The sequence below is a fragment of the Rathayibacter sp. AY1E2 genome (genome assembly GCF_002932325.1).
In the GTDB taxonomy this organism is placed as follows: Bacteria; Actinomycetota; Actinomycetes; order Actinomycetales; family Microbacteriaceae; genus Rathayibacter.
In genome coordinates this window covers 61,315-78,860 of sequence record NZ_PSVO01000015.1, presented here as the reverse complement: position 1 = coordinate 78,860, position 17,546 = coordinate 61,315, and the positions used below count along the sequence as shown (strand labels likewise).

Below are 17,546 nucleotides of genomic sequence, written 5' to 3'. Positions count from 1 at the left end.
GTCGGGGGACGAGGGCGGGGTGTTCTCCGGCGGGAGAGGTGTGCTCATCGCGCGAGTATCGCAGAGCGGCGACGGCCTGCCGCGACATCGAGACGTCCCGTCTCAACACGCCCCTCCCCCTCCCGCGGGATGCCGTTCGGGCACGCCGGACACGGCGTGTCGCGGACCGGAGCGGCACCTCGCGGAGGGAGGACGGTGCGCCTCAGCGCAGCGACTCGAGCACGGCCTCCAGCTCGTCGACGGCGAAGTCGATCTCGGCGGCGGTGACCACCAGCGGCGGCGCCAGGCGGATCGTCGAGCCGTGGGTGTCCTTGGCCAGCACTCCGCGGGCCATCAGGGCCTCGCAGACGGCGCGGCCCGAGGCGAGCCCCGGGTCGATGTCGATGCCGGCCCAGAGTCCGGCGCCGCGGACGGCGACCACTCCGCGGCCGATGAGCGCCTCGAGGCGGGCGTGCAGCTGGGCGCCGCGCTCGCGGGCGAGGGCCTGGTACTCGCCGGTCGCGAGCATCTCGACGACCGCGAGGCCGACGGCCGCGGCGAGCGGGTTGCCGCCGAAGGTGGAGCCGTGCTGGCCCGGCTGCAGGACGCCGAGCACGTCGGCGTCCGCGACCACGGCCGAGACGGGGACGATGCCGCCGCCGAGCGCCTTGCCGAGCAGGTAGACGTCGGGGACGACTCCGACCAGATCGCAGGCGAAGGTGGCGCCGGTGCGGCCGAGGCCGGACTGGATCTCGTCGGCGATGAAGAGGACGTTGCGGCGCGCGGTGATCTCGCGGACGGCCGGGAGGTAGTCGGCCGGCGGCACGACGATGCCCGCCTCGCCCTGGATCGGCTCGATCAGCACCGCCACGGTGTCGTCGTCGATCGCGGCCTCGAGGGCTTCCGCGTCGCCGAACGGGACCGTGCGGAATCCGGGCGTGAACGGGGCGAAGCCGTCGCGCGCCTCCGCGTCGTCGCTGAACGAGATGATCGTGGTCGTGCGGCCGTGGAAGTTGCCCGCCGCGACGATGATGTTCGCCCGGCCCGGAGCGACGCCCTTGACCCGGTAGCCCCAGGCGCGGGCGACCTTGATGCCCGACTCGACCGCCTCCGCGCCCGTGTTCATCGGCAGGACCATGTCCTTGCCGGCGAGCGCGGCGAGCGCTGTGACGAACGGGCCGAGGCGGTCGTTGTGGAACGCGCGGCTGGTCAGGGTGACGCGGTCGAGCTGCTCGCGGGCCGCCTCCAGCAGCACCGGGTGCGAGTGGCCGAAGTTCACGGCGGAGTAGGCGGCGAGGCAGTCCAGGTAGCGGACGCCCTCGACGTCGGTGATCCAGGCGCCCTCGCCGGTGGCCGCGACGACGGGCAGCGGGTGGTAGTTGTGGGCGGCGTGCTCCTCCTCCGCGGCGATGAGGGCGGCGGAGCGGGCGGTGTCGGTGTCGGTGATGCTCATGTCGTTCCTCCTGAGGGGACGATCGACTGTCCAGGAGTCGTCGCGCTCGGCGTCGAGTGGGACGGATCGTGGACAGTGGAGGGTGGGTCGGCGCTGCGCGTCGCCGACCACGGGGAGTGGGTCAGCGGCGCAGCTCGAGCGTGCAGCACTTCACGCCGCCGCCGCCGAGCAGCAGCTCCGACAGGTCGACCCCGATCGGGTTGTAGCCGCGCTCGCGCAGCTGGCGCTCGAAGCCCGTCGCGCGGGACGCGATGACGACGTTGAGGCCGTCGGAGAAGGAGTTCAGCCCGAGCACGGACGCGTCCTCCTCCGAGACGAGGATCGCGTCGGGGTAGAGCTCGCGGAGGGTGCGGTTGCCCTCCTCGCTGAACGCGCTCGGAAGGTAGGCGATGTTCGTGTCGTCGAGCACGGCGATCGCGGTGTCGAGGTGGTAGAACGACGGGTTCACGAGCTCGAGCGTGACGACCTCGCGGCCGAAGACGCGGGCGACCTCGGCGTGCGAGTCGGAGGCGGAGCGGAAGCCCGTGCCGGCGAGGATCCGCTCGCCGACGAGGAGGAAGTCGCCCTCGCCCTCGTTGACCTCCTCGGGGACGCGGACGTCGAAGCCGGCCGAGCGGAACCAGTCCATGTACGCCGGGCCCTCGGGCTGGCGCTCGGGGTAGGTGAAGGAGGCGCCGTAGGCGATGCCGTCGATCACGAATCCGCCGTTGGCCGCGTAGACCATGTCCGGCAGTCCGGCCTCGGGCTCGATCAGCTCGATCGTGAAGCCGAGATCGGCGTAGGTGTCGTAGAGGGTCTGCCACTGCCGGACGGCGAGGGAGGTGTCGGTGGGGACCTGCGGGTCCATCCACGGATTGATGCGGTAGACGACGGTGAAGTGCTCGGGACGGCACATCAGGATCGTCTTCGCGACGGGGGTTCGGGCGGGTGCCTCGGCGAGCACGGCGGTATCGGTCATTCGAGTCCTCCTGCGAAAGGATGCGGATGAGCGGACCGGGTCCAGTGGCTCCGTGCCCCGCGCGTGACGCGGCGGGATGGAGCACGCTCACGCCCAGTCTTGCACGCGCCGATCGTGCGGTTCTCGCCGTGGGGCGCACGGAACGCGCGTGAACGGTGGGTGCGGCGCGGGAAACCACCGCGGCTCTCGCGCGGGGCACTGTGATGCCGCCGCGGATCCTCTTCCCCGCCCTGAGGCAGGGGCTTTCGGAGCAACGACGTTGCGCCTCTCGGCGAGAAGGCCTTATCCCTCTCTCTTGTCATCGCGCTGATGACATCTGTGGAATCCGCCGAATTCTGCCCTGAATGGGGGACTTAGTGCAGCGATAAGCGGCATGGGACGATCCCTCCGGCCCGACAGTCGTCGGCCTTCTCGCTCCGACGAATCCGGATGCCCTCCTCCATGCGAACGAAGACCCTCAGCGTCTCCCTTTTCCTCGCCCTGCTCCTCTCCCTCTTCGTCGCGACCCCGGCCCAGGCCGCAGGATCGCCGGCCGCGCCGACGAACGTCGTCGGCGTGCAGAACGGATGCACGGATTCGATCACGGTCTCGTGGAACGCTCCCCAGCAAGCCGTCGCCGGCTATCGCGTGCACGTCTACGACAAGTTCTACTTCTACCCCGGGTACTACTTGTACCAAACCTTCACCACTGCACTCACTGACGTAAAGGGCGCAACCTCTGTTTCAATTGCCGTTCCGCACACGAACGATCCGATCGGCATCGAGGTAGTCAGCGTCACCGACTTCTCCGCACCCTATTCCGGCGGGGTTGAAGGTGAGCTTCTCGAAGCCTCTGAGACTCAGAGCGTTGCAGCGGTGGCAGAGGCGTACCGACAGCCGGGAGCACCCGGGCCGTCGGACCTCACCGTCCACGTCGACCCCGCGACCGCCGTTGCAACGGCTTCGTGGAAGGCTCCGTCGGTCGGCGGAGAGCAGTGCAGATTCGACGAGTACCACGCCACTACTGACACCATTTTCGGACCGGCCGATGATGTCGAGGGATACCCCGGCTACGACGCGGTCTACAGCGCAGACTCCACTTCCCAGATCCTCGACGTAGAACGAAACGGCGCCTACCAGTTCTGCCTCTGGTCTGCATCCACGACGAATGGATTCAAGAACCGTCGCACCTACACCGACTCTCTGAAGACCTGCACGTGGTTCAGTACTCAGTACTTCGCGCCTTCCTCGCCTGGGGACGTGCGGGCGCAGTCCTCAGGCACTTCGATCACCGTCTCCTGGAACGAGCCGTCGAGCAACGGTGGCCTGGACATCACCGGCTACCGAGTAGCCCGCGATGGCACCGATTCCTCAGGCAGCGGCCCCTGGTCGACCGTCGTCTCAGCCGACCGCCGCTCGCAGACCTTCACGAATCTTCGCCCGAACACGAGTTACACCTTCACCGTTCAAGCGATCAATGACGTCGGCACCAGCGAAGCGGCAACGGTCACCCGCACCGCTGACCCCTACTTCGCCCCCTCCGTCCCCACGCGCGTCGCCGGCACCACGAACGACAGCGTGCGATCCGCGACGATCTCCTGGGCGCCTCCGGAGTCGGCCGGCAACCCGGCGATCACCGGCTACCGCGTCTCGCGCAACGGCGTCGACAACGCGGGCGCCGGTCCGTGGTCGACGACGGTCGCCGCCACCGCCCGCTCCTTCACGTTCACCCACCTGGCGGCGGGCGCCACCTACACGATGAGCGTCAGCGCGATCAACGCCGGAGGCGACAGCGGGGCGGCATCGACGGTCGTGCGCATCGGCGGCACCGCCCTCACCGCCGCGACTCCGACCGTCACCGGCACCGCCGCGGTCGGCTCGACGCTCACGGCGAGCGCCGGCACCTGGGGTCCCTCCCCCGTCGCCCTCGCCTACCAGTGGCGTGCGAACGGCACCGCGATCAGCGGGGCGACCGGCACCACGTACCGTCCGGTCGCGGGCGACGCGGGCAGGGTGATCACCGTCGCCGTCACGGGCTCGAAGTCGGGCTACGTCTCGACGACACGCGTCTCCTCCGGGACCGCTGCCGTGACCGGCGGCGCGATCACCGCCGCGACGCCGACCATCGGCGGCACCGCGAAGGTCGGCTCGACCCTCACCGCGAAGCCCGGCACCTGGGGCCCCTCCCCCGTCGCCCTCGCCTACCAGTGGAAGGCGAACGGCACCGCTCTGAGCGGGGCGACGTCCGCGACGTACACGCCGACCGGCGCCACTCTCGGCAAGACGATCACCGTGACGGTCACAGGGTCGAAGTCCGGATTCACCGCCGTGACGAAGACCTCCGCGAAGACGAGCGCCGTGGTGGCGGGCACCCTCTCCGCCGCGACCCCGACGATCACCGGCACCGCGAAGGTCGGCTCCACCCTGACCGCCAAGCCGGGCACGTGGGGCCCCTCGCCGGTGGCCCTCACCTACCAGTGGAAGGCGAACGGCACCGCGATCTCCGGGGCGACCTCCGCCACCTACAAGCCGACCAGCGCCACGGTGGGGAAGAAGATCACGGTGACCGTCACCGGCAAGAAGGCCGACTACACGACGGCGACGCGCACCTCCGCCGCCACCGCAGCGGTCGTCAAGTAGGGGATCCGACCCGGGTCGCCGGGGGAGCCTGCTCGCGCGGACTCCTCCGGCGGCCCCGGGAATCCACCACCATCGTCCCCCGGACGGGGGCCCATCCCGCCGACACCCGCCCTCGCCCGGAGGCGGGCGGCGGCTAGCATTCAGACACCGTGTCCGCCGCGGCCTCCCGCGGATCCTGCCGAAAGGCCCGCCGTGCCCGCACGCTCCCTCGCCGCGATCGGCGTCTCCGCTCTCCTGCTGGCCGGCCTCGCGGCCGGTCCGGCCGTCGCCGCCCCCGATCTCCCTGGCGCGAGCGCCGCGCAGGAGGCGGCCGCCGAGGTCGTCCTCTCCGGCACCATCGCGCTCCGCGACGTCGACGAGGAGCACCCCGCCCCCGCGAACCCGTACTTCTACGTCCAGGTCCAGAACGCCGAGGGGGACGTGGTCGCCGAGGTGAACACGGGCGCCGACTTCTCCCTCCCCGTTCCCGGCGGCGAGCCCCTCACCGTCCGCGCGAACCTGATCGGCAGCGACGACTGGTACCCGACCTGGTTCGGCGACACCCCGGTCGCCGAGGCCGCGAGGACGACCCGGGGGACCGACGAGTCCGTCGCCATCTCCCTCCTGCGCACCGCCGAGCTGTCCGGATCGATCACCGCCGACGCGGTCCCGGGCGTCTCCTCCCCCTCCTTCGACGTGCAGGCCTGGTGGGTCGACGGAGGGACTTACTCGCTCCTCGACACCGTCCCCGTCACCGGAGCCCCCGGCGCCGCCCGCGCGTGGGACACGAGCGACCTCGCCCTGCCCGCCGGCGACTACCTCCTGCGCCTCGTGGAGCCGGGGTACCCCGCCTACGACGACCAGTACTTCTCGCGCCTGGCCCGCCTCGACGAGCGCGCGGTCGTCTCCGTGCCGCCGGGCGGCCGCAGCGGCATCGACTTCTTCCCGTCCGCCTACTCCTCCGACGTCGCCCGCCTCGCCGGGACCGACCGGTACGCGACCGCCGTCGCGGTGACCGCCTCCGGATTCGCCGACGGCGCCCCCGTCGTCTACCTCGCCAGCGGAGCGAACTGGCCGGACGCGCTGAGCGCCGGCCCCGCCGCCGCGAAGCAGGGCGGCGCGCTCCTGCTCACCGACCCGAGCGTCCTGCCCGCCGTGGTGGCGGACGAGCTGCGCCGCCTCGCCCCGCAGCGGATCGTCGTGGTCGGCAGCGCCCTCTCCGTGAGCGACTCGGTGCTCCAGCAGGTGCGGGCCCTCGGGATCCCGACCGAGCGCATCGAGGGCGTCGACCGCTACGACACCTCGCGCCGGATCGTCGAGGACGCCTTCCCGGACGGCAGCTACGAGAACGTCTTCGTCGCGACCGGCACCAACTTCCCGGACGCCCTCTCGGTCGCGCCGATCGCCGGCCGCCGCGCCGAGCCCGTCCTCCTCGTGGACGGCGCCCGATCGCGCCTCGACCAGCCGACCCGCGACACCCTCGCCGGACTCGACCCCTCCTCCGTGCAGCTGCTCGGCGGTGCGCCGTCGATCTCGACCGCCGTCGAGGCAGACCTGCGCGCCGCGAAGATCGCCGACACCGTGTCGCGCATCGCCGGGACGGACCGCCACGACACCAGCCGACGCCTCAACGACGTCTTCCCGCCGTCCGAGCTGGGCGACACCGTCTATCTCGCCACCGCCACCGGCTTCGCCGACGCGCTGGCCGTCGGCCCGGTCGCCGCGAAGCAGGGCGCCCCGCTCTACCTCAGCGAGCCGACCTGCCTGCCGCGCAGCACCCGTGTGAAGATGCAGGGCCACGACCTCGATCAGGTGCTGCTCCTCGGCAGCCCCCTGACCCTGTCGGCGCAGGTGCGCTCGCTGTCCGCCTGCTGAGACCCGAGACGCACCGCACGAGCCCTGGAGATCCATGAGCGCCACCGCCGACCGTCCCCTCCTCGTCGGCATCGAGACCGGGGGCACGAAGGTCGTCGCGGCGGTCGCCGACGCCGCTGATCCCGAGCGGATCCTCGCGACGACGACCCTGCCGACCCGCGGGCCCGCGGAGACGCTCGCCGATCTGGCCGGTTTCGTCAGCGGCCACGGAGTCGACGGCAAAGTCGCCGCGGTCGGCGTCGCCTCCTTCGGCCCGCTCGACATCGATCCCGGCTCGCCGACCTACGGGCACCTCACCTCCACGCCGAAGCTCGGCTGGGAGGGCACCGACGTCCTCGGCCCGATCGGCGCGGCCGCACCGGGCGCCCGGCTCGCGCTGGTCACCGACGTCAACGGAGCCGCCCTGGGCGAGGCCCGCTGGGGCGCCGGAGCCGGAGTCGACGACTTCGTCTATCTGACGGTCGGCACCGGAGTCGGCGGCGGCGTGATCGCGGGCGGACGGCTCCTCGCCGGCAGCGGCTGGCCCGAGGTCGCGCACCTGCTGCCCCGCCGCCACCCCGAGGACGGCTTCGCCGGCACCTGCCCGTTCCACGGCGACTGCCTCGAGGGCCTGGTCGCCGGTCCCGCGATCTCGGCGCGCTGGGGCGTCGACGGCTCCCGCCTCGGCCCTGAGGAGGCGGCCGCGAACCTCCGCTTCAGCTCCTACTACCTCGCGCAGCTGGTCACGACGCTCGCCTACGTCGCGGGCGTGCGGCTCGCGGTCCTCGGCGGAGGCGTGTCGAAGACGCCCGGGCTCGTCCCCGCGGTCGAGGCCGAGGTCGAGCGGCTGATGGGCGCGCCCGGAGCGACGGGGACGGGCGGCGGGCGGATCCGCATCGTGCGCCCGGCGCTCGGCGACGAGTCCGGGGTGCGCGGGGCGATCTCGCTGGCGGAGTCCCTGCTCGCCTGAGCTCTACCCTCGTCCCATGAGCGACCGACCCGTCGACCCCTCCGCCCCCGACTCCGGTCGCGACGAGACGGTGGAGGAGCGATCCGACCGCAACTGGAACGAGATCCTGCAGGAGCTGCGGGTCGTGCAGACCGGCACGCAGATCCTGGGCGGCTTCCTGCTGACGCTGTGCTTCCAGCAGCGCTTCGCCGACCTCGCGCCGCCGGACGTGGCGCTCTACCTCGTGCTCGTCCTGCTCGCCGCGTGCGTCACGATCCTGGCGCTGGCGCCCGTCATCGCCCACCGGCTGCTGTTCCAGCGGCGGAGGAAGGCCGAGCTGGTGCGGTTCGGCAACCGGGTGGTCACGGTGTGCCTCGCGGCGGGATCGCTGCTGTTCGTCGGAGTCGTGGGCTTCGTGTTCGACGTCGTGCTGGGCGGGCCGGCAGGCCTCTGGGCGGGCGGAGGCGTGCTGCTGCTGCTCGCCGTGGTCTGGGCGACCGCGCCGGTCCTCCTGCGGAGGCGCTGAGGGCGGCGGAGTCTGCCCGCCCCTCCCCCGCGAGTCAACGGGGTACCCGGGTCCGCCGCGCTCTTCCTACCGTGGCCGCGAGGCGCGCACCGCGCCGACGCGAGAGGAGCACCATGACCGACCGGACCGAGCAGCCGCAGGAGGACCCGCAGAACCACGACCACGTCGACGACGCGGGCGTCGACAAGCCCTCGCAGGCCGAGGGCGACGACACCGAGGGATCGGCCGGCTGATCGCCGCCTCGATCCCCGTCCTCCCCGCGATCGACAGCAGCGCGGCCGTCCTCGCCGACGGCTACCTCTTCGGGACGCGGCGCTTCGACGACGTGGGCGCGGACGCGTTCCGCACCCGGATCCTCGGACGGCCCGTGATCATGGCGCGCGGCATCGAGGCGGCGCGCTTCTTCTACGAGGGCGGGCGCTTCGACCGCGAGGGCGCGCTGCCCGGCTCCGTGCTGCACCTCCTGCAGGACGAGGGCAGCGTGCAGACCCTCGAGGACGAGCCGCACCGGCGGCGGAAGCGGATGTTCCTGGATCTGGTGGAGACGCCCGAGCAGCGGTCGAGGCTGGTCTCGGCCTTCGCGCGGGAGTGGCAGGCGTCCGCCGCCCGGCTGACGGGCGAGCGGGTCCGCCTCCAGGACGTCGCCGCGGAGGTCCTGGGCCGCGCGGTCCTGTCGTGGGCCGGCATCGAGGCCGACGAGGAGGAGGTGCTGCGGCGCACGGACGAGCTCCGGGCGATGATCGACAACGCCGGGCGCTTCGGCCCGCCCAACTGGGCCGCGCGACTCCGCCGCCGCTCGACCGAGCGGTGGGCGCGCGGCCTGATCGAGGCGAGCCGGACGGCCGGACCCTCCCCGACTCCCCTGCACCGGATCGCGCACGAGAAGGAGGACGGCGGCCTCCTGCCCGTCGAGGTCGCCGCGGTGGAGCTGATCAACGTGCTGCGGCCCACGGTCGCGGTGGGGCGCTTCGTGGTGCTGGCGGCGCTCGCGCTGCACCGGCATCCGGAGTGGCGGGAGCGGCTCGCCGACCAGGAGGAGCGCGTCGCGTTCGCGAACGAGGTGCGGCGCTTCTATCCGTTCTTCCCGATGGTCGGAGGAAGGGCCCGCCGGGAGCTGGACTTCCGCGGCGAGACACTTCCCGCAGGGCAGTGGATGCTGCTCGACCTCTACGCGACGGACCACGGCTCGCACTGGGAGGCGCCGGGCCGCTTCGATCCGGAGCGGTTCCGGTCGCCGGTCGACCGCAACGGCTTCATCGCCCAGGGCGGCGGGCACTACGGAGGCGACCACCGGTGCCCGGGCGAGCCGGCGACCGTCGACCTGCTGTCCGCGGCGCTGGAGCTCCTGGCCGCGGGGCACCCGTACGACGTCGAGGACGGGCAGGATCTGCGCGTGAGCCTGCAGAGCTTCCCGACCGGGCCGGAGGACGGCTTCGTGGTGAGGTTCCGCTAGGGGCGGGCGGGCTCGGCTGGCGGCCTCGGCGGGCGGCCTCGGTCGGCGGCCTCAGCGGGGGCGGTCCTCCTCCACAGGCCGCGGTTCCGCGCGCTCTCCCCGGATCCGCTCGGGCACTCCCCGCCCGCCTCGCCCGGCGAGCACGCTCGGGGGATGCAGAAGCCGAGTCAGTCCTCCGGAGCGTCGAGCTCCTCGAGCGCCCGCAGCGCCTCGCGGGCGCGCTCGAGACGATCGGCCTCGGGCTCGTCCCACCATGCCGGTCCGCGCTCGCCCAGCCCGTGCTTGGCGAGCCCGACCCTCCTGCGAGCCAGCGCCTCCGCCTCCGCGTCCTCGTGCAGCCTGGCGGAGCGCACTCCCGAGCGCCCGCGCCCGAGGTGCGAGGTGAGGCCGGCGACCACGTCCTCCGGCAGCGAGGGGTCGGTGCGCCGCCATCGGCGGCCCTTCACCACGAGCCAGCGCTCGTCGTCCTCGTCGCTCACCCCGTCACCGCCGCCTGGGATTGAGCTCGTCACCGGTGCTCGTGAGGTCCACCTGATCCGGCAGGAGGAGCGCCTCGATCCGCCCCGCGGCGGAGAGCCGCAGCAGGTCGTCGACGAGGGCGCGCGAGCCGCCGATCAGCGTCGAGTCGAAGTCGACCTCGCTCGCGAGGTACCAGGCCCGGTCCTCCGGCCAGAGCGCGAGCGGAGTCTGCACGACGAGCCCGGAGGCGTCGGCGAAGCCCGCCGCGCGCGCCCACGCGGTGTCCTCGAGCACCCTGACGTCGAGCGAGAGCAGAGGCCCCTCCCGCCCCGGCAGCTCGACCGTCGCCGCGGCGGCGGTCTCGGGGTGCTCCCAGCCGGTCGGCCGGGTGTCGCTCATCCACTCGGGCAGCTCCTCCGAGGCGTCCGCGCGGGAGATCAGGATCCGCGACCCGCCGCTCAGCACGCCGAACCCCTCCCAGAACACGGCGAGGCAGTCGTCGGGGGTGCTCGTGTGCTCCGCGAGGACGGCGGCGACGGCCGCGAGCTCGTCGAGCGGGAGCACTCCGAGGCGGGGCTCCGGGTACTCGTCGGGATGCTCGCCGGTGAGCGAGTACCACTGCGCGAGCGGATGCAGGAGCGTCCCCTCCCGCTCGGCGACCTCGCGCCAGCGCCGGGGCGGGTCGTCGGAGGGGTGCAGGATCCGCACGGCCGCCTCGAACAGCGGAGGGACGATCCCCTCGAAGCGCCCGAACGGTCCGAGAGCACTCAGCATCGGGTCCGCCCGCGCGGCGTCCCGCTCGGCGCGCAGGGGCGCGTCCTGGGGTGTGGGCTCGACCATCGGCCCAGGCTAGCGCTGGACGGTCGCTCCGCTCAGGGCGGAGAGGGCCCGCTGCGGTCCCGTCTCGCGGGCGAGGGCCTCGGCGAGCGCCGTCAGCCGTTCCCGGGCGGGAGCGTCGAGTGCGAGCATCCGCCGCGCAGCCTCCGCGAGCTCTCCCGCGGATGCGGCGTTGGGGTCGAGCACGGCGGCGAACCCGGCGTCCTCGAGCGCGGCCGCCCCCGCGAACTGGTCCGTCGAGAACGGCAGGACGACGAGCGGCACGCCCGCGGTCATCGCCTCCGTGACGCTGTTGTTGCCGCCGTGGCTGACCGCGAGCACGGCCCGGCGCACGAGCGCGACCTGCGGCAGGAAGCCGCGGACCAGCCAGCCCTCGGGGATCTCGCCCAGAGCCGAGCGCTCGGTCGCGCCGGAGGCGAGAGCCACCCGGACGGGCCTGCCCCCGGCCTCGACGCCGGCCAGGGCCTCGACGACCCGGGCGAGCACGTCGTCGCGCACCGAGAGGAAGCTGCCGAAGCTCACGTAGACGACCGGATCCTCGGACGCGGCGAGCCACTCCTCGACCTCCGCGTCGTCGGGCTCCTCGCGGACGGCGGAGCCGAGGAACGCGTGCGGCGGCAGCTGAGCGGTGCGGGCCGAGTCGTGGAGCTCGCCCGGATAGTTGAGCAGCAGGACGTCGCCGCTCTCGGCGAAGGCGTCGGCGCTGGGCGCCGCCCCGGGGTCGAGGGTGGTGAGGGCGGCGTTCCACTCCGCCGTGAAGGAGTCGCGCACCTGCTCGCAGAGGGCGCGGAGCGCATCGAGGTCGTCCGGCTCCGGAGCGAAGGCGTCCGGCCAGACCGGGGGGAAGCCGTAGACCTCGCCGGGCACCGTGAGCGCGCTGGGGTGGCCGAGCACGACATCGCCGTAGGGCACGCGGAGTGCCTTCAGCGCCACGCGCGCGGTGAAGGCGAGGTGGTCCACGACGATCGCGTCGGGCTGCACTTCGTCGAGGATCACGCGCAGGCGCGCGGCGACGCCGGACGGATCCCAGAGCAGGTCGGTGAGCCGTTCCCGCGCCTGGTAGGCGAGGGTCGGGACCATCCCGCGCCGGGTGGCGTCGAAGAAGCCGCGGAGGGACGCGCCCTCGTCGGGCGCCTGCTCCTCCGCGCGGATCGTGCCCGGGTTGGAGCCGCGCCCCAGCCGGAGCGCGATGTGCTCGAATCCGAAGCCGTCCACGATGGAGCGCGTCGCGTCGCCGGTGGCCACGACGACGCGCTCGCCCGCCTCCTGCCACGCCGTGCCGAGGGTCGCCAGCGGCAGCAGGTGCGACGCGTAGTCGGGGCTGATGATCAGCAGGGTCACGAGGCCCCCAGCACGAGCGGCGAGCGGAGGGGACGCTCCTGGTCCGCGGTCGCGTGCGCGTAGACGCCCGAGAGGGCATGAGCCATGGCCTGCACCGTGTAGCGCTCGGCGACCATCGCACGCCCGCGGGCCGCGGCGTGCTCGCCGAGAGGCCCTCCTGCGAGATCCAGTGCGGCGGCGGCGCCGGCGGCGAGTGCCGCGGGGTCGGCGGTGTCGACCAGGAAGCCGGTCTCCCCCTCCTCGACGTAGGTCGCGGGCCCGCCTGTCGCCGGAGCGACGACGACCAGTCCTGCGGAGAGCGCCTCGAGGAGGGCGATGCCGAACTCCTCCTTGACGCTCGCGCAGACGTAGGCGCCTCCCGGAGCCGAGAGCCCCGGTCGGCCGTGCCGGATCGCGCCGAGCCAGCGGGCCACGGTGCCGTTCGGGCGGTGGCCGGCCAGGAGCAGCCCGTCGGACGCGACGGCCTGGATGCGGTCGAGCTGCTCGCGCTCGTCGGGACTCGGGTCGGCGAGGTCCCCGCCGACCAGGAGCAGGTTGGCGCGCTCCCGGAGCGAGGGGTCGGACGCCCAGGCCTCGGCGAGCGCCGCCATCCCCTTCACCCGGTGCAGGCGGCCCACGCTGAGCAGCAGCGGGAGGCCGCGGCGGTGCTCGGGCAGCTCCTCCAGCAGGAGGTCGAGCGAGGCCAGGTCCCCGCCCTCGTCCAGCGCGACCGGCTCACCGGCGGCGGAGGCCCGTGCGGCCGCCTCGCCGCGCTCGACCAGGCCGACGTCGATCCCCTCCGGGACGATCGTGTGCCGCTCCGGGTGCGCGGTGATGTCGACGCCGATCAGCTCGCGGATGGTCGCCGCCAGCTCCTCCCGCGGGAACAGGACGGTGTGCGCGGCGTCGGCGGCCAGGCGCTGCACCAGGCGCACGCGGAACCAGAAGTGCTCGGCGGCGTCGCGCTCGCCGAAGTCCGCGCGGGTAAGGGCGCCGGAGGCGTCCAGGCCCGCGATCAGGGCGTGCGGGTCCGGAGCGAGGGTGAACACGACGGGGATCTCGAGCTCCCGGGCGACCGCGGCCGCCGCGAGGGATCCGACGTCCGCCATCCGCAGGTGCAGCACGTCGACCCGGCCGGCCGCGCGCAGGATCCGGCGGATGCCGCGCTCGGCGGCGATGCGGCGGCTCCATGCCTGGGGCATGGCGACGGGCGGCCCCACGAACGGGACCGGAGCGAAGCCGTGGCCGGAGTCGGGCAGCTCGCCGAGCGCGCGCTCGGCCTCGGCCGGAGTCCCGCGCGAGAGCGTGAGCACCCGGTCGATGCCCTCCTGCTCGACGAGCGAGTCGCCCAGGCGCACCAGCAGGGTCGCGATGCCGCCGTTGTCGCCGGCGCCCACCCGCGTCAGGGTGCCGTCGATGTCGGCGTGGACGAAGAGCTGCGCGACCGTCGGCCCTGCCTCCACGGCCGGTGCGGGGGCGAGGTCGCCCAGGGCGAGCCGGGCGAGGGGCCCGATCGGCGCCGCCTCCTCGGCCAGGCCGGTGAGCAGGAGCTCGGCGTCGTCGGAGCCGCGCTCGCCGAGCGCGTCCGTCGCGGCGGCCCGCGCCTCGAGCCCCTCCGCGCGATCGGCGGCCACGTGCAGGAGGGTGCGCTCGGCGATCGTGCCGGGCACGAGGCCCAGGGTCTCGACGAGCCGTGCCCGGGCCGCCGCTTCGCGCTCGCCGAGCAGCGCGCCCTCGAGCGCGACGGCGACGAGGTCGGGGGTCGAGGAGGCCCAGAGCAGGACGGTGCGCTGCGCGAGCATGCCGGAGAAGCCGCCGTCGCGGACCAGGCGCAGCAGCGGTCCGAGCGCGGCGGGGCGGGGCAGGCGCCCGCCGAAGGCCCAGGCGGCGTGCTCGCGGAGGTACGGGCGCTCGTCCTCGAGCAGCATCAGCAGCGCGAGGTCGGCCTCCTCGTCGAAGACCTGCGCGAGCGAGTGCACGGCCGCGATCGCAGTGAGCTGGTCGGAGGGGTCCAGGGCTGCGCGGGTGAGCAGGCGCACCGCGCGGCCGCCGCCGTCGCTCACCGCGGCGACCGTCAGCTCATCCGCCATCCGGACGGCCTCGAGCAGAGTGGGAGCGGCGCGCACGGCGTCGAGAGCGGTCTGCGTGGCCATGGTTCACCTGGTCTGTCGGAGCGGAGAGTGCGACGGAGCGCGACTCCCGACCGCTGGAGCGGCCCAGGAGGAGCGGGCCGGTACCGAGCATGCCGCGTGGGCGGCTGGGATTTCGCCACTTGCGTCGGATCTCCTCCCGCGGTACGGCCTCCTGTCAAGGGGGTGATGGCCGCAGTTCGTTTGCGCAACGCGCGAGGATCCTCAACCGCGGGTCCACTCCAGGAGCCGCTCGACCGGCCAGGTGGTCACGATCCGCTCCTCCGGGACGCCGAGCCGCTCCGCCCGCTCGGCCCCGTAGTCGAGCAGGCCCAGCTGGCCCGGAGCATGCGCGTCGCTGTCGATCGAGAACAGGCAGCCCTCCTCGAGCGCGAGCGCGATCAGCTCGTCCGGCGGGTCCTCGCGCTCGGGGCGGGCGTTGATCTCGACCGCGGTGGAGTGGTCGGCGCACGCGCGGAACACGGCCCGGGCGTCGAAGGTCGACGGCGGGCGGGTGCCGCGCTCGCCCGACACCAGCCGCCCCGTGACGTGGCCGAGGACGTCGGTCCGCGGATCCGAGGCCGCCGCGACCAGCCGGGCCGTCATCTCGCGGGAGGGCAGCCGAAGCTTCGAGTGGGCGCTCGCGACGACCACGTCGAGGCGGTCCAGCAGCTCGTCCGTCTGGTCGAGCGCGCCGTCCTCGAGGACGTCCACCTCGATCCCGCTGAGCAGCCGCAGGGGCCCGGTGTCGAGGCCCGCGAGATGGGCCAGCTGCTCCTCCAGCCGCTCCGCGCTGAGACCGTGGGCGACCCGGAGCCGGGGCGAGTGGTCGGTGAGCGCCAGGTACTCGTGGCCGAGCGCGCGGGCCGCGTCCACCATCGCGAGGACGGGCGTCGCCCCGTCGGACCACTCGCTGTGGCTGTGGAGATCGCCGCGCAGCCGTCCCCGCAGCGCGCTCGCGGGCGGAGGAGCCGAGCCGCGCAGCTCCGCGAGGTAGTCGGGCACCCGGCCCGACCGCGCCTGCTCGATCACCGTGAAGGTCGTGTCGCCGATCCCGGAGGCCCGCCGCACGAGGGCGAGGTCGTCCCGCTCGGCGGACGCCATCCCCTCCAGCACCGCGGCCGCCCGGCGGAACGCCTTCGCCCGGTAACGGGAGGCCCGCTCCCGCTCGAGCAGTGCCGCGATCTCCTCGAGTGCCGCTATCGGGTCCATGCGCCCGGTCTACCACGGCACCCGCCGCGGCCTCACCCCCTCGACGGCGGCCTCGGCTCCGGCCCCCGGCCTCATCCCGCCTCGGCCCCGCCCCGGTCCCGGCCCCTCGACGCTGGGAACCGGCCGAGCCCCGTTGCCGGCCGCGGCGATCGAGATATATCGTGACTCTCGTCCACTCGCGATGTATCGCGTTTCAGAAAGGCACCCCGGTGCAGGAGGAGGAGCTCATGTCCCTCGAGAAATGGCTCGTACAGGCCGGCGAGACGAAGGTCATCGACCTCGACGTCGTCCGCTCGGTCAAGGTCGCCCTCGTCGGCGGCCAGATCGACGTCATCGCCCACGACGAGCCGACCGCTCGCGTGGAGGTCCACAGCGTCGACGGCCGCCCGCTCAAGGTCTCGATGGACGGCGACCGCCTCGAGATCGACCACGTCCAGCTCCGCTGGGACACCATCGTCGACGTCGTGAAGGGCCTCGGCCGCCGCGGCGACCGCGCCGACATCAGCCTCCTCGTCCCCCGCGGCGTCGACCTGAAGTTCGACACCGTCTCGGCCGACGGCCTGGTCTCGGGCCTCCACAGCGACGCCCGCGTCTCGACGGTCGGCGGCGACATCGTCGTCGACGGCCTGCACGGCGACATCGAGGTGAACACCGTCCACGGCGAGCTCTCGGTCCGCAGCCACACCGGCCGCGTCACCGCGCGCACCGTCTCCGGCGACGTCACCGCGACCGGCGAGCTCACCCGCTTCACCGTCGACGGCGTCTCGGGCAGCGTGTTCGTCGACGCCGAGGGCACCCCCGACCGGATCCAGGCCAACACCGTCAGCGGCGACCTCACGATCCGCGTCGACGAGGGCCTCGGCGCCCGCTACCGCATCAACACCGTCTCGGGCACGCTCCAGCTCGACAGCTCCGTCGTCAAGGGCACCTTCGGCCGGGGCTTCACCTCGACCACGGGCTCGCTCGACTCGAAGTGGGTCGACGTCGCCGCCAATTCCGTCTCGGGAGACGTGGTCGTCGTCCGCCGGTCCGTCGCCGCGTCCTCCGCCTCGGTGGGCGAGGGCTGGGGCTCCCCCGGCCCCGGCCCCGCCGACGACCGCCGCCCGATGGACGGGAGCTCGCTGTGAGCCCCGTCTTCGCGCACGGCCGCCTGCGCCTCTACCTGCTCAACCTCCTCGCCGAGTCGCCGCGTCACGGCTACGAGCTGATCCAGGCGCTCAGCGAGCGCTTCGGCGGCACCTACGCGCCCAGCGCCGGCACGGTCTACCCGCGCCTCGCGAAGCTCGAGGAGGAGGGACTCGTCACGAAGGAGGCCGACGGCCGCAAGACGGTCTACTCCATCACCGACGCCGGCCGCGCCGAGCTCGCGAACCGCGCGACCGACCTGGGCGACATCGAGGAGGAGCTCACCGACTCCGTCCGCCGGCTCGCCGACGAGGTCCGCCTCGGCGTCGCGGAGGCGATGAAGAGCCTCCGCGCCGACCTGGCCAGCGCCGCCCGCGACTCGCGGGAGCCCGGACGCCGACCGGAGCACTCCGCCGAGGAGCCGCGCCCGCAGGACACGTCCGGCACCCCCTCCGAGCAGCCCGCGCCGGAGCAGGCCGCGCCGGCCTCGCCCGACGCGCGCACCGCCTCGCGGATCGCCCTGCGCGACGCCGAGGTGCTGCTCACCGAGTTCCGCGACGAGCTGCGCGCGGAGCTGCGCACCGCCGCCTCCTCGGGATCCGTGACGACCGCGAGCGTCGACGCCCTGCGCGCCGCGCTCGACGAGGCCCGCGCCTCGGTCCGCTCCACCCTGGACTGAGCCCGGACTCCTCAG

At 73.7% G+C, this 17,546-nt stretch carries 14 protein-coding genes; 7 read left to right on the top strand and 7 right to left on the bottom strand.

The annotated features are described in order from the left end of the window. Positions 1-202: 202 nt before the first annotated feature. Positions 203-1,432 carry an ornithine--oxo-acid transaminase gene (rocD, locus tag C5C49_RS11910; RefSeq protein WP_104346242.1) on the bottom strand — a complete coding sequence of 410 codons (1,230 nt, stop codon included), beginning with the start codon at positions 1,430-1,432 and terminating at the stop codon, positions 203-205. 121 nt (positions 1,433-1,553) lie between these two features. Further along, positions 1,554-2,390 carry a dimethylargininase gene (gene ddaH / locus C5C49_RS11905; protein WP_104226838.1) on the bottom strand — a complete coding sequence of 279 codons (837 nt, stop codon included), beginning with the start codon at positions 2,388-2,390 and terminating at the stop codon, positions 1,554-1,556. 441 nt (positions 2,391-2,831) lie between these two features. Between ddaH and C5C49_RS11900 the strand changes: the two genes are divergently transcribed. From C5C49_RS11900 to C5C49_RS11880, 5 genes are all read left to right on the top strand, one after another. After that, positions 2,832-5,009: a fibronectin type III domain-containing protein gene (locus C5C49_RS11900; RefSeq protein ID WP_181135770.1), complete on the top strand. Its 2,178-nt coding sequence runs from the start codon at positions 2,832-2,834 to the stop codon at positions 5,007-5,009. A 192-nt stretch (positions 5,010-5,201) separates the two neighbouring features. Further along, entirely contained in the window at positions 5,202-6,863 is a 1,662-nt protein-coding gene (locus C5C49_RS11895; RefSeq protein ID WP_104328981.1) for a cell wall-binding repeat-containing protein, read from the top strand. 34 nt (positions 6,864-6,897) lie between these two features. Then, positions 6,898-7,812, top strand: coding sequence for an ROK family protein (locus tag C5C49_RS11890; protein WP_104346240.1), 915 nt, complete (start codon positions 6,898-6,900; stop codon positions 7,810-7,812). Between the two features lie 16 nt (positions 7,813-7,828). Further along, on the top strand, positions 7,829-8,317 hold the full coding sequence (locus C5C49_RS11885; protein ID WP_104223741.1) for a DUF6328 family protein: 489 nt from the start codon (positions 7,829-7,831) through the stop codon (positions 8,315-8,317). A 325-nt stretch (positions 8,318-8,642) separates the two neighbouring features. Beyond that, complete coding sequence (locus C5C49_RS11880; protein WP_104282638.1) at positions 8,643-9,770, top strand: cytochrome P450; 1,128 nt, start codon at positions 8,643-8,645, stop codon at positions 9,768-9,770. A 167-nt stretch (positions 9,771-9,937) separates the two neighbouring features. On the opposite strand, the gene C5C49_RS11875 is transcribed toward C5C49_RS11880, so the two are convergent. The 5 genes from C5C49_RS11875 to C5C49_RS11855 all read right to left on the bottom strand — a co-directional run bounded on the left by C5C49_RS11875 (position 9,938) and on the right by C5C49_RS11855 (position 15,727). Further along, positions 9,938-10,249: a biopolymer transporter Tol gene (locus C5C49_RS11875; protein ID WP_104223799.1), complete on the bottom strand. Its 312-nt coding sequence runs from the start codon at positions 10,247-10,249 to the stop codon at positions 9,938-9,940. Positions 10,250-10,253: 4 nt separating this feature from the next. Further along, complete coding sequence (locus C5C49_RS11870; RefSeq protein WP_104346239.1) at positions 10,254-11,069, bottom strand: hypothetical protein; 816 nt, start codon at positions 11,067-11,069, stop codon at positions 10,254-10,256. 9 nt (positions 11,070-11,078) lie between these two features. Next, the gene (locus tag C5C49_RS11865) at positions 11,079-12,407 is read right to left on the bottom strand and encodes a glycosyltransferase (RefSeq protein WP_104346238.1); all 1,329 of its coding nucleotides are present in this window, start codon (positions 12,405-12,407) and stop codon (positions 11,079-11,081) included. Beyond that, positions 12,404-14,539, bottom strand: coding sequence for a glycosyltransferase (locus C5C49_RS11860; RefSeq protein WP_104346237.1), 2,136 nt, complete (start codon positions 14,537-14,539; stop codon positions 12,404-12,406). Before C5C49_RS11860 ends, C5C49_RS11865 begins: the two co-directional genes overlap by 4 nt. Positions 14,540-14,740: 201 nt before the next feature. Continuing rightward, positions 14,741-15,727 (bottom strand): PHP domain-containing protein, encoded by a 987-nt coding sequence (locus C5C49_RS11855; protein ID WP_104282642.1) that lies wholly within the window; start codon positions 15,725-15,727, stop codon positions 14,741-14,743. 227 nt (positions 15,728-15,954) lie between these two features. On the opposite strand from C5C49_RS11855, the gene C5C49_RS11850 reads away from it, so the two are divergent. Then, positions 15,955-16,854 (top strand): hypothetical protein, encoded by a 900-nt coding sequence (locus tag C5C49_RS11850; RefSeq protein WP_258068458.1) that lies wholly within the window; start codon positions 15,955-15,957, stop codon positions 16,852-16,854. Further along, entirely contained in the window at positions 16,851-17,531 is a 681-nt protein-coding gene (locus C5C49_RS11845) for a PadR family transcriptional regulator (RefSeq protein ID WP_104239545.1), read from the top strand. Before C5C49_RS11850 ends, C5C49_RS11845 begins: the two co-directional genes overlap by 4 nt. The last annotated feature ends 15 nt before the right edge of the window (positions 17,532-17,546 follow it).